Source organism: uncultured Porphyromonas sp., assembly GCF_947254915.1.
Taxonomy (GTDB): domain Bacteria; phylum Bacteroidota; class Bacteroidia; order Bacteroidales; family Porphyromonadaceae; genus Porphyromonas.
Genome location: NZ_CAMYEZ010000003.1, coordinates 1 through 13,273 on the forward strand (window position 1 = coordinate 1; position 13,273 = coordinate 13,273).

The 13,273-nt window shown below is 52.3% G+C and carries 11 protein-coding genes; 10 read left to right on the forward strand and 1 reads right to left on the reverse strand.

Going from position 1 to position 13,273, the window contains the following annotated elements:
• From Q0X57_RS00385 to Q0X57_RS00420, 8 genes are all read left to right on the forward strand, one after another.
• Nucleotides 1-190, forward strand: a 190-nt coding sequence (locus Q0X57_RS00385; RefSeq protein WP_297726009.1) for a hypothetical protein, incomplete at its 5' end; no start/stop codon positions are given.
• Nucleotides 190-564 (forward strand): hypothetical protein, encoded by a 375-nt coding sequence (locus Q0X57_RS00390; protein WP_297726012.1) that lies wholly within the window; start codon nt 190-192, stop codon nt 562-564. The genes Q0X57_RS00385 and Q0X57_RS00390, both read left to right, overlap by 1 nt.
• Nucleotides 501-1,853: a hypothetical protein gene (locus Q0X57_RS00395; protein ID WP_297726015.1), complete on the forward strand. Its 1,353-nt coding sequence runs from the start codon at nt 501-503 to the stop codon at nt 1,851-1,853. The genes Q0X57_RS00390 and Q0X57_RS00395 overlap by 64 nt, the downstream gene beginning before the upstream one ends.
• A 207-nt stretch (nt 1,854-2,060) precedes the next feature.
• A complete protein-coding gene (locus Q0X57_RS00400) occupies nt 2,061-3,188 on the forward strand; it encodes a hypothetical protein (protein ID WP_297726017.1) in 1,128 nt (375 codons plus the stop codon).
• Between the two features lie 175 nt (nt 3,189-3,363).
• Nucleotides 3,364-4,266 (forward strand): FimB/Mfa2 family fimbrial subunit, encoded by a 903-nt coding sequence (locus Q0X57_RS00405; protein ID WP_297726020.1) that lies wholly within the window; start codon nt 3,364-3,366, stop codon nt 4,264-4,266.
• 198 nt (nt 4,267-4,464) lie between these two features.
• Nucleotides 4,465-8,154 (forward strand): fimbria major subunit, encoded by a 3,690-nt coding sequence (locus tag Q0X57_RS00410; RefSeq protein ID WP_297726023.1) that lies wholly within the window; start codon nt 4,465-4,467, stop codon nt 8,152-8,154.
• A 602-nt stretch (nt 8,155-8,756) separates the two neighbouring features.
• Nucleotides 8,757-8,936, forward strand: coding sequence for a hypothetical protein (locus Q0X57_RS00415; protein WP_297726026.1), 180 nt, complete (start codon nt 8,757-8,759; stop codon nt 8,934-8,936).
• A gap of 29 nt (nt 8,937-8,965) precedes the next feature.
• Nucleotides 8,966-9,520, forward strand: a complete 555-nt coding sequence (locus Q0X57_RS00420; RefSeq protein WP_297726029.1) for a four helix bundle suffix domain-containing protein — start codon at nt 8,966-8,968, stop codon at nt 9,518-9,520.
• Between the two features lie 318 nt (nt 9,521-9,838).
• Here the strand turns inward: Q0X57_RS00420 and Q0X57_RS00425 are convergent, their stop codons facing one another.
• The gene (locus tag Q0X57_RS00425; RefSeq protein WP_297726032.1) at nt 9,839-10,105 is read right to left on the reverse strand and encodes a DUF4248 domain-containing protein; all 267 of its coding nucleotides are present in this window, start codon (nt 10,103-10,105) and stop codon (nt 9,839-9,841) included.
• Nucleotides 10,106-10,616: 511 nt separating this feature from the next.
• On the opposite strand from Q0X57_RS00425, the gene Q0X57_RS00430 reads away from it, so the two are divergent.
• Together Q0X57_RS00430 and Q0X57_RS00435 are read left to right on the forward strand one after the other, a co-directional pair.
• Nucleotides 10,617-11,972: a Na(+)-translocating NADH-quinone reductase subunit A gene (locus Q0X57_RS00430; protein WP_297726035.1), complete on the forward strand. Its 1,356-nt coding sequence runs from the start codon at nt 10,617-10,619 to the stop codon at nt 11,970-11,972.
• Nucleotides 11,973-12,042: 70 nt separating this feature from the next.
• Nucleotides 12,043-13,266, forward strand: a complete 1,224-nt coding sequence (locus Q0X57_RS00435; RefSeq protein ID WP_297726037.1) for an NADH:ubiquinone reductase (Na(+)-transporting) subunit B — start codon at nt 12,043-12,045, stop codon at nt 13,264-13,266.
• The last annotated feature ends 7 nt before the right edge of the window (nt 13,267-13,273 follow it).

Below are 13,273 nucleotides of genomic sequence, written 5' to 3' on the forward strand. Positions count from 1 at the left end.
TGTAGGGACGCACGGGAGTGTCGAGTCGGAGGGCGTCCGTTGTATCAAAGGTTACGGCGTCCGTTGTGTCAAAGATTCCAGCGTCGTGGTTTTAACGACAACGGACGCACAGATCGTGCGTCCCTACAAAGGGCTACACGTCAATGAGGGCTACTCGTCCCGTGCTTCACGACAACGATTCCCGCTCTGATGGCTCCGATGGCTCCGATGGCTCTGATGGCTCCGATGGCTCTGATCGCTCTGATGGCTCTGATGGCTCCGATGGCTCTGATCGCTCCGATGGCTCTGATCGCTCTGATCGCTCTGATGGCTCCGATGGCTCTGATCGCTCTGATAGCTCTGATAGCTCCGATCGCTCCGATTCCCTCTCCCCTCTACTCTCCAAATCTCTCCAATCAAATACCGAAAATGCAAAAAGAAATACCGATTTGGACAAACACGCTATCACAAATGCGTCGTACCTTTGCACCAAGAGATACTAAAAAGCAACACCAACTCCTATGCGATCACGCATTCATAACATATTACTATTGGCAGGCCTGCTACTCTCCGCAGTGGCATTGACTGGTTGTGGCCGCTCCCCTCTAGAGGGGAGTGATGAGGAGCAGACGCTCCTCATCAGATTTTCCCCTATACACTCTTTCCGTGCCGTCGAGGGTGGTGCTAATGAAAAATCATACACGGTAGACACCTACACCCCCATCACACTCTTCTTCTACGATGCTCAGGGCAACCCCACTGAGCCGTACCGTGTCGAGCTCAAGGACGCAAACGATATAGCTCTAGCTATGGGCAATGGCTACGAGATGGAGGTTCGTGAAGCTGTCAGCAAAGTCTCTGCCGTCGCTGGCATCGAGGGTGTCATCAAGCCCTCAGAGCTTGACGCTCGACAGATTTACAGCCTGCAAGGCCGCGGTGGTGCCGACGAAGCTCAGAAGAAAGGCTTCCTATATAATGTACCCTACGTAGCTCCTAAGACCGATATAGACCGAAGCAATCCCAACAAGCTCACCGTCACCCTCCAGCCGGTCCCCAACGTGGCACGCCTTGAGATCTTTGGCAATATAAAGGTACCCTTCGAGTCGACGCAGCCAGCCGTTGATTACATCATCAAGAAGTTTATGAAGCGCTACTCTGATGATCAGACTAACTACTCTTGGCTCCCAACCCCGCAAGATGTCACGCTGCGCACCATCAAGGATGTCACCATACGAGGTATATACGTCAATAATTATAAGGAGACACCCAACGTCGACAACGCTCATCGCACACGCCTGACTGATAAGGACTGGAAAAACGGTCAGTGGAATGGACACAAAGACGCAATGCACACCCTCTTTCCTGCTACAAACCCCTACGCTAGTCAGATGACCACTGGCAAGGTAGACGCTTATCAGATCTACCCTGGCAAGACTGAGGCTACAGATCCCGAGGCACTAGACCATATCATCGTAGAGGTTGAGTACACCCTGGGCCTTCAGGTAGGACACTTTAATTATAAGGTGTACAACGCTAAAGAGGGACACGATGTCTACGCCTGCACCGGTGTAGAGGATCTACGCGAGCAGACGGTGACGCGCTTCATCACCATACGTAAGTTCCTCGTCACCGAGAGCGGTGCCGACAAGTCGCTCGTCTCCTTTGACCCAGGCAAGATATACCGCATCGACCTGAAGTATCTCAGTCCGCTCTTCTCGACAAATGCCAAGCCTGGTATCAAGACAACGGACGAGATCACCGAGGTGACGCCACGTCCCGAGGGCACCGACGAGCGTCCCGAGGAGACGACCAACACGATCCCTGTATCCGTCGTCGACTGGATACACATCAACATCAATACCGAGCTAGACTAAACGAAGAACGAAACTAAACGAAGAATGAAACGACTAACCCGCTGTAGGGACGCACGATCTGTGCGTCCGTCCTCGTTAAAGGTTACTGCGTCAAGCTGGTTCGACAACGGACGCTCGGGTCGAGCGTCCCTACAAAGGGTTACTCGTCTCTCCAAAACCAAACAATAACCAAACAGAATAATCACTTTAATCAACTAATCAAACTTTATGAAGTACATGAAGATGGCCGCCATCGCCATGATGGCACTCGCTCTGTTCTCCTGCAACAAGAAGGACGAGCCAAAGAAACCTGAGGCAGCAGCCCTCAATATCCACATCAGCGACGCTACACTACGTGCTCTCGAAGCTGGTGTTGAGCAAAATGCTGAGACTGGCGTCACGACAGACGTTGTCCTCACACTACTCCCCAGTGGTCGTCAGATTACAATGACAGCTGATGATATCACTGCAGCTAAGGGTACAGATGGTAAGACCTATGATGTTGGCGAGGTCGTAGCACAGGTCTCTCTAACGGCTAACTATAAGGTCTCTCCAGAGCCTGAGATTACAGCATTCCAGGGTCAGCAAGCAACCTTTGCTACAACAATGCCTCTAGCGGCTACGCCTACGGATGTAACCGTTGGAACAGATCCTCAAGATTCAAAGACCACTATCTACTCGGTTACTCTTGAGCCAAAGCCTATTGTAGCTCGTGTTGAGGTCGCTGGTGACATCATGGCAGGTATTGGCAACGCAGGTCTACCTAAGAATAGCTCAAATAAGACCGCTTACAAGTCTATCAAGGTAGAGCAGGTTTACATCAACAACTACCTACTAACCCGCAACGCTGAGAATCGTACATACATCAAGGGTCAAGCAGGAAACTTCGCAAGCACCCCTGACACAAAGATGTGTGACGAGATTAAGGAGGCTAAGCAGGCAGACTTCAAGGCTAAGAAGTTGGTTGCTGGTTACCAGCTCTTCCCCATCAAGGAGAATGAGGCTGCTTCCGAGCATAGCTACTATGACCACATCATCCTCCGACTCACTGTAACGTATGATACAGAGGTTGCTAAGGGTTATCCTACAGAGCCTCAGACACGCTACGTCACGATGGTTCGCTTTATGAAGGAGAATACGGGTGACCTGAAGAGCTTTGAGGCTGGAACAATCTACAAGCTCGGTCTAGAGGAGCTCACCAAGGACTTCACAACTGATGACAACGGCAACCCAACTGGTCCTGATACACCAAACCCAGAGCAAGAGGGTAAGATGCTCCTCAACGTCAAGGTTAAGCCTTACAAGTGGGAGACTGTCAACATCAAGCCTGACGTCAACGGCGGTTACAAGAAGTAATCACGCCTGACGTACAGACACGTACGTCTACAATATAGTTTCGCGGCGTGGCTCTCGCTCCACGGCGAGCGGAGCCACGCTAGCGACACTAACTTCACTATCCACTAGCTACTACTCACTAGCTACTATCCACTATCCACTAGTTACTAACCACTAGTCAACTCCGCTACCTCCAATGGCAAAGAAAGTACTACTACCCCTCACAGTGCTACTCATGACACTCCTCTCCTCATGCGTATATGAGGACCTGAGTAAGTGTCCCGAGCCACGACTACGCTTCGTCTACAACGCAGACGGGAGCGACAACGTCCTGCCCAACTATATCCACGATGGGCACCTATACATATATGACGAGTCGGGAGCGGTATGCTATACGAAGCAACTCACACGTCAAGACCTCGCCGAGGGGATTCAGCTGCCCGTCTTGACCTTCGCCCAGTACCGAGTCATCGCTTGGGCCAACGTGACCAACCGGTCACAGATAGCTAACCCGGACACACTTGCCAAGGCTGGTATCACAGCACAGCCCGACGACAAAGGCTTTTACCGAGGCACCGACTCGCTATACCGTGCCGAGCTATCACTAGACCTGCGCCACGCGTCGCAGGGCGAGTACACCGTACCCTTCTCATCAGCTCACATCGGGCTCGATGTAGTCATCAAGGGTTATGACGCATTCCACCCCGGTGCGGGTGAGCCACAGATAGAGATCCTATCGGGCGGTACGCACTACACCTTCGTCGAGCATCCTGCCGGCATACCTTTGCCCGATGCTTACCAGACCTTCGTTCCTACCCTGGGACACTCCCAGCGTGACGACATGTATCGCGCACGCTTCGACCTCTTCCGCTTCACCGATGCCAAGGCACCCGTGCTGCGACTCGTCGATAGCAAGTCTGGCAAGGAGATCCAGCGCATTGAGCTCACCGACTACCTCAAGGAGCACAACCTCTCCTTCGACAAGCTCCACGAGGCCAACCTCCCGCTGCTCATCTCCTTCACCTCTCCGTTGCAGATTACCATCAAACCATTCGTATGGGGCAGCATCAACATCAAGCCTGACCAATATAAGCAATAGAAATTAGAGATTAGAAGTTAGAGATTAGAAGAGACGAGTAACCCTTTGTAGGGACGCACGATCTGTGCGTCCGTTGTAGAACGGCAAAACAAATAGCCCCGTAACTTTAACGGGGACGGACGCTCAGGTCGAGCGTCCCTACAGCGGGCTACACGACCTCTAGCCAACAGCCAATTCGCAAGAAAACACAATAACTATATGACACGTCTGACTAAATACACCATTCAGCTCATCAGCGGCTTGCTGCTCGCTCTGCTCACCGCAGGGTGCGTCGCCGACCGCAACGTGAGCGACTGCATCACCGAGGGTGAGGACGTTGAGCTCGAGTTCGCCGTCCAGGTACCAGCACTAGAGACTTCCCTCCGCCAGCTCTCCGCTGACGAGGAGAAGACGGTAAAAGATATCCAGCTCTTCGTCTTCAACACGCAAGACGAGAGTGGCCAAGACCTTGACGAAGCCAACGAGACCTTCGCCTACGAGGCTGAGGTCAAGAGCAAGACTCAGGAGGGCAATACCATACGCATTCGTTGCGCACTCAAGGCTTCCCCTGATAAGCCTATGCGCGTCGTCTGCATCGCCAATGCCCCCAAGAAGATCATTAGTAAGCCAAACTTCGAGGGTAAGACCAAGCAACAGATCCTTGAGAGCGACCAGATGAATAAAAACTTCACCGCTGCTTGGTCTACCGATGGCTCGCAGTTCATCCCTATGTGGGGTGAGAGTGATGCGCAGACCGTCACCCGCAACACCAAGTTCAACAGCTGCGACGTCACTGGCCTTGGAGGCACTGGCATCAATCAGGACAACGCTGGCGTCATCCACCTCGTCCGTGCCCTAGCACGTATCGACGTAGGTGTCAGCTTTGAGAAGGACCCCGCCAGCGAGAAGGCCAATGGTAACACAGACTTCAAGATTCAGTCCGTACGTGTCTACCGCTACGCCACCTCTATGTACATGACCGGTACGCAGAGCACCACGTTCAACTTCAACTTAAACAGTAATACTCGTGAGGCCAAGCCTCACACCCCAGAGCACGTAGCCATAGCGGAAGACGCTAGTCATCTCAAGTTTGAGGCCGCCAAAGGAGGTGTCAATGGCTACGTACGCAACATCTACATCCCCGAGATCAGCAACCAGGGCAACAAGGATCAGCGCACCTGCCTCGTCATCGGTGGATACTACAACGGTAGCGACAAGGAGACCTACTACCGTGTTGACTTCATTCATACGGATAAGAACGCTTCCGGACAGGAGACCACCAAGCAGCTAGACGTACTGCGTAATCACCGCTACCGCTTCAACATCACCAAGATAAAAGGTCCTGGTACCAGCACCCCTGGGGAAGCACTCATCACCGAGCCAGTCAACATCACCTGCGACGTCATCGTATGGGATGAGGCAAAGATCGACGAAATCAAGTACGACGGACAGTACTACCTAGCTGTCTCTAAGGACAAGTTCCACTTTGGCAAGGATGCCACCAGCGAGAATATCACTATCCGCACCAACTGGCCTCAGGGCTACAAGATTGTTGACGAGACCGGTAAGGTTTGGGCAACGAGCACTGACGAGGCAACGGCTAACAATCAGTGGGTCTACTTCACGGCCAATGACAATCAGAAGTTGATCAACCAAGATATGTCCACCACCCTCAACGTCCTTGACAATAAGACTGGCGCTGACCGTGAGATCACCTATAAGCAGCTTTTCGTCCAGGCAGGTCGTATCAAGTGGCCACTCAAAGTCACTCAGTCGAACAAGATTGAGCTAGATATCAAGCTCTACGAGCAGGACAAGACGACGGGGCAAATCTCTGCAAAGACTATCACTAACTTGCAGCTGACAGAGGGTGTAGTAACGTCTAAGCTTGTAGCTGTACGATATACCAAGGGTGCTAGACTAGAGAAACTCCCACTGACGACTCCAGAGCGCTTTACTTGGAGATTCGTCTCAAACGACCCTCAAAAGGGCGAAGCCGTTTATGAGGTTGCTCTTCCTCAAGGCTCGACAACACCAGACGACTTAAACATTACCGAGCTGACACGCTTTAGGGTGACTAAGGGAGATGCGGAGGCTTATGCAGATCTTACAATTCACTTTATGCGCTACGATGCTATTCCTTATAGCGACAAGGCACTCACAATGAATATGACTGGGTACAATGAGAAGTACGTGCTAATCAACCTCCCAGCCAAATTCTATATCAAAGCAAATGCACCCTACGACCTAACCGTTGAGTCTATCAAGATTAGTAAGGGTGCCGTAGAGACCAAGACAAACAAGGTCGTGCATGACTGGGATAAGGGCACGCTAGTCAACAAGTCTGAGTCTGGTAGTCTGAGTGGAGATAAGATTACCTTCCAGCCCTTTGACTGGGTACACGGAGAGACTTACGATGGCAAGACAGTGATGCCAGGCGATCTCTTTGCAGCCACTGTCACATTCAAGCTTGTCTCAACAGATCCCAAGCGACCCTTTAAGGAAAAGACCTTCACAATCAAGCTCACGGCAGGTATTATCCAGCCCGAGGCAAACTGCTACATCATGAAAACCCAGCAGAAGGTCCCCATCCTTATCCCGCTCTCTCGTATCAATACTGCCGCCGATTGGTATGCACAGTACGAAGATGAGTGCAACGAGATTGTAGAAGAGAGACGAAATATAGGTGCTATCAACGAGGTAGGACTCTCTAAGTCTGAATATGAAAGATTCAAAAGGAATGGGGGCTTTGAGCTACCACACTTTAGAGAGGGAGATACCAACATAGAGGCATCTGTCATCTGGAGTACGATATGTGGTCCCAATAGACGAAATCCTACTACAGAGACTGGCTTCTCACCAGAGCCTAAAGTCATTGTAGTAGATGGTAAGAGCTACTTGATGATCTCTTTAGCTGGTAAAACCGAATATGACCAAGGAAATGCTGTCGTTGGAGTACATCGCAAAGGTGATAACAAGAGGTTCCTCTGGAGCTGGCACATTTGGGTTGTCAAAGAATATCCTTGGACACCCTACAATGGTGAGTCTACTATGCCCTTTATGAATAGAAATCTAGGTGCTAGAGATTGGGGGTATGGACTAAAGAATGGGCAGACAGACCTTCGCTACTCAGGTCTAGTCTATCAGTTCGGTCGTAAGGATCCATTCTACCTAGATGCTTATAGCGACTCGGAGTCATTTACTCCTGGTTGGATACGCCCAGAAGGATTTGTGATGGGAGATCCATACTACAAGATGAAAGAAATGGAAGTGTGGTATGGCTATGGTGCTAATTGTAGACTCCATACGATGAGAGACCTCATACGCTACCCCTATCAAGTAGCTATGAGGGATAGAAATAACGAGTATATCCTAGAGCTTGGAGGTCCTAACAAATTCCACCTAAATGGTACAGTCTTATGGCAGGGCGAGGCTCTCTATACTCGCCACGATCAGAGAGCTAGGTCACTGCTAGAGGCTCGGACGAAGAAGACTCCATTTGACCCCTCACCTTATGGGTGGAAGGTTCCCTCAGCTGGAGTCTTGGAGATGAGAAAGATCCTTGACTTAAATCCTAGGTACCTAACCAATAGTGGTTTTATTAAAGCAGGGTTCGGTCCTGACAGAGCGGCGGTATTCGTCTTCCGAACAGACAATCTCGTGCATCTTCACACAGCCACACCAGATATCGGTGGCAAGGGAAATAATGATGTCTTTAACAACGGTGTGATGATCTTGAAATGGGATAGTTCCACCCGCTCTTGGGTGGAGGAGTTCAACACGAATGCTTACTATCCAAATGCACGCACTGCACTACTCCCCGTGCGTTCGATAGAGAACGAGCGTGAGACCGACTTTGTAAACTATACCGAGGAGGGCTTCTATCGTAACGCTCGCTCTTACCGCTAACCCGCACCGTCCGTCACGGCACCGCCCGCTAATCGCGGGCACGCCGTGACCGACAAACGACCCGAGGGGGCGCCGCCTGCAAATGCGTAGGCAGCGCCCCCTCGCTCGTTGTACTCCGTGACGTCGGAGTGATCAGAGTGATCGGAGCTATCGGAGTGGATCGGAGCGATCGGAGTGGATCGGAGCTATCAGAGTGGATCGGAGCTATCGGAGTGGATCGGAGCGATCGGAGTGGATCGGAGCTATCAGAGTGGATCGGAGCTATCAGAGTGGTCGGAGCTATCAGAGTGATCGGAGCGATCAGAGCGATCGGAGCGATCGGAGTGGATCGGAGCGATCAGAGTGGTCGGAGCGATCGGAGACATCGGAGTAGATCTGAGCGATCGGAGCTATCAGAGTGGTCGGAGCGATCGGAGTGATCGGAGCGATCAGAGCGATCGGAGCGATCGGAGTGGATCGGAGCCATCGGAGTGATCGGAGCGATCGGAGCTATCAGAGTGGTCGGAGCGATCGGAGTGGATCGGAGCGATCGGAGTGGATCGGAGCTATCAGAGTGGTCGGAGCTATCGGAGTGGCTTGTCTTTGACTGAGAAAGCGTATATTTGCAGGCAAGGAGGGAGTTGATAGCTCCGATGGCTCTGATAGCTCCGACAGCTCCGATTGCTCCGATTGCTCCGACAGCTCCGATAGCTCTGATAGCTCCGACAGCTCCGACAGCTCTGATGGCTCTGATGGCTCCGATAGCTCCGATCCCTCCGATCCCTCCGAGCTCTAATCTCTAATCTCTAATCTCTAATTTCCCCCCCCCCCCATGTCCCAGTCGTTCTTGACTTCCTCTGGTAACCCCCGTAATCTGCGTGTATATAAGGTTACAGAGGTGATCTACGATTTGACCTATTACTTTACACAGCACTACTTACAGCGAGGGGATCGGACCATTGACCAGATGGTGCAGGCAGCACGCTCGGGTAAGCAAAACATCATCGAGGGGAACGAGGCTGCGACAACCTCTCGAGAGACCAATATCAAACTAACGAACGTGGCTCGCGCTAGTCTGGCTGAGCTATTGACCGACTACGAAGACTACCTGCGGGTACGTAACCTGCCACTCTGGGGTGCCACGCACCCTCGCTACGAACGTATACGTAGCTACGCCCGTAGTGAGGAGTTGCAACAAGAGTACCAGGCTCTGATGTCCCGCCTCACGGTTGAGGAGCTGTGCAACCTAACGATCACCTTGATTCACCAGGCCGACTACCTGCTCGGTCGGCTCCTCCAGTCGCAGCAAGAACGCTTTTTGAGTGAAGGAGGCATCCGTGAGCGTATGAGCGCCATGCGACGAGAGGCTAGACGTAGAGGCTATTAGAGCGATCAGAGCGATCGGAGCTGTCGGAGCGATCGGAGCGATCGGAACCATCAGAGCTGTCAGAGCGATCGGAGCTATCAGAACGATCGGAGCGATCGGAGCTGTCGGAGCGATCAGAGCGATCGGAGCTGTCGGAGCAATCGGAGTAGATCGGAGCTATCGGAGCTATCGGAGTAGATCGGAACCATCGGAGCTGTCGGAGCTATCGGAGTGGTCGGAGCCATCAGAGTAGAGGCTAGCCGTAGAGCTCAGAGACGTCCTATGTTTCCGATAGCTCCGATTCCCTCCGATAGCTCCGATGCTCTCTGATCCTTCGGCTTAGTCGTCGGCGTAGATGTAGTGCTGCGGATGGCCTAGGTAGCGGACGATCAGGCGCACCATGGCGGGGGTGTAGCTGCGAGAGCCACGTCGGTAGCCGATCTTGGTGAGCTTGTCGAGGAGTTCGCCGTCACCGCGTATGAGGCGGGTCAGGTGTCGCGTAGCACTAGAGGGTAATACATCGGGGAAGTAAAGTATGGCGAGCTCCTGCACGCCATAAGCTCGTACCAAGAATAGGCACGACTCATCTTGCTTAGTCTGAGACATAGTTAGTAAATGAAAAGATTAAGTATAAGTGTTTTGCCGAGAGAAGCAGTATGACCTTAGGGACTACTTCGGTCGTCACTGCAAAGATAGTAAATTTAGTGATTAGAGATTATAGGGTAGGGGACTTCTAGTAGCTCTAGTAGCACTAGTGACACTAGCCAACGGCCAACAGCTAGCCCCCCCCCCGAGGAAATCGAAAATCTCTCGATAGGGATTTCGGATTATCTAGCGAGGAACGGAAAAATTCTTCGGAACTTTGATTTCTTTCTTCCGAAGTTTGATTTCATTCTTCCGAAGTTTCATTTCGTCCCTCGGTGGAGGATATTCGTTTGCTTCGTGGGGATTTCTGATTTCCTTGGGAGGGGTCAGCTAGAGAGACTAGTGCTCCTAGTGTCTCTAGTGGTGCTAGTGCTCTAGCGCTCCTAGGGAGACTGTTTACCGAAAATGCGGTAGTCCCAAATAAAATGAGTACTTTTGCACTGATTGTTAGATACTAAATAGAGAGATCGTCATGTCAAGAACGATAACTATCAAGCGAGGCTTGGATCTCAAGCTCCAAGGGACTGCGCCCCGCACCCTCCTGTCTACTCCTTCCTCTGGCGGGACATCAACCTATGCGTGGATCCCCGATGATCTGCCTGGACTAACCCCCAAGATGAAGGTGCATGTAGGAGATCACGTGGAGGCGGGCGACCCGATCCTCTACGACAAGCAGTACCCAGATATATTGATCACAGCACCTGTCAGTGGGGAGCTGGTTGCCATCAACCGTGGTGCCAAGCGCAAGATCATGAGCGTAGAGATACGCCCCGATGAGACGCAGACGCAGCGCACCTTCGCTGTCGATGGACTACTCGAAGGTGATGCGAGCCAGCTCAAGACGCTACTCCTACAGTCGGGTCTATGGACGCTGATACGTCAGAGACCTTATGACCGTCTCGCAGATCCTGCGATAGCTCCACGAGATATATTTGTCACAGCACATCTGACAGCTCCGCTGGCGCCTGAGATAGACTATCTACTAGAGGGTCGTGAGGAGGAGCTACGTATAGGACTCCGTGCTCTGGCACGACTCACGGAGGGCAAGGTCTATGTGGGTGTCGCTCACGACTGTCCCCTGACACTCCCCGCTGAGGTGGAGGGTGTAGAGGTACGAGGTCCGCACCCGGCTGGTAATGTAGGGGTGCTGATAGATCATCTAGCTCCGATCAATAAGGGTGAGACGGTCTGGACGCTGCGTGCTACGGATGTGGCTCTCATTGGTCGTCTCTTGATGATGGGGCGTGTGGACTATACACGTCGCATTGCCATCACAGGTAGTCACGCTGCCGTGCTTGGCTATATGGATCTACTCCCTGGCTGTCGTATAGAGAGTCTCGGTAAGCTTGCCAAGGAGGGCTGCAAGACTCGTATCATTGCGGGTGATGTGCTGACTGGTACTCAGCTGACGGAGGAGCGTCCTTTCCTCCCGATGAACTGTGACCAGATCACGGTCATCCCTGATGGGTCTGACTGTGATGAGTTTTTAGGCTGGGCTATGCCTCGTCTAGGGGACTTTAGCCAGAGCCGTACCTATCTGAGCTGGTTGATGCCTCGCAAGCGCTATACGCTGGACGCTCGTCTCAAGGGTGGTAAGCGTGCGATGATTATGAGTCACGAGTTACAGAGTGTCTTCCCGCTAGACATTTATGCGGAGTATCTGCTCAAGGCGATTATAGCTTTTGACATTGACAAGATGGAGGAGCTCGGCATCTACGAGGTGGCGCCCGAGGACTTTGCTCTGTGCGAGTTCGTCGACACCTCCAAGATGGAGCTACAGCGCATCGTGCGTCAAGGTCTAGACCTACTATATAAGGAGATGAACTAAAAGAGTAGCCCTACGGATGAGCAGCTAGGCTTCGTCGCCGTCGGGCTAAGGACTATGACTACTATATTATATGTCACTAAAAGATAGATTCAATAAGCGACGCTCCCTATTTGAGCCAGGGGGTAAGCTGCATGCGTTTCACTCGCTCTTTGATGGGTTTGAGACCTTCCTCTATGTACCACATACGACAGCGGCTCCCCGAGGGGGTGTGCATGTACACGATGCGATAGATAGTAAGCGCGTCATGAGTACCGTGGTGCTGGCTCTAGTGCCTGCGCTACTCTTCGGTATATACAACGTGGGACTCCAGCACTTCATCGCTATCGGTCAGACGGCTGGCTTCTGGTCGATGTTTTGGTTTGGCTTCCTAGCGGTACTGCCTAAGATTGTGGTCTCCTACGTGGTGGGACTGGGTATCGAGTTTGCCGTGGCTCAGTGGAAGCATGAGGAGATCCAAGAGGGTTACCTCGTGACTGGTATGCTCGTGCCGATGATTGTGCCGATAGAGACACCGCTCTGGATGATTGCTGTGGCGGTCGCTATGTCGGTCGTCTTCGCTAAGGAGGTCTTCGGCGGAACGGGCTACAACATCTTCAACGTGGCACTGGTGACCCGTGCAATCCTCTTCTTCGCTTATCCAGCAGCGATGACTGGAGACAAGGTCTTCGTCCGTACGGAGCCTATCTTTGGCTTCGGAGGTGGTGGCGACATGGCTACGGCAGCTGTCGATGGTTTCTCAGGGGCTACCCCTCTGGGTCAGGTGGCTACGGCTGGCGATACGCTCCCGACGATTGTTAACACGATGGGCGAGCCTTCTACTCTATGGGACGCCTTCTGGGGCTTTATCCCTGGTAGTATCGGAGAGGTCTCGACCTTTGCGATTCTGCTCGGTGCTATCCTCCTCATTTGGACAGGCGTGGCTAGCTACAAGGTGATCGTGAGTGGCGTCGTGGGTGCAGCGCTGATGACGCTCCTCTTTAACGCTATCGGCACGACCGCTGCGATGCAACTAGACATTGCGCATCATCTACTCTATGGTGGCTTTGCCTTTGGCCTTGTCTTTATGGCGACTGACCCGGTAACCTCGGCTCGCACCGAGACGGGCAAGTGGATCTACGGTCTCCTCGTGGGTGTCATGTGTGTCTTCATACGTGTCCTCAACCCGGGCTATCCTGAGGGTATGATGCTCGCGATCCTACTGATGAACGTCTTCGCACCGCTCATCGACTATGTCGTGGTAAACAATAATATCTCTAAGCGCAAGAAGCGCTGGGAGATGGCTTCTAAACATTGATCATTCT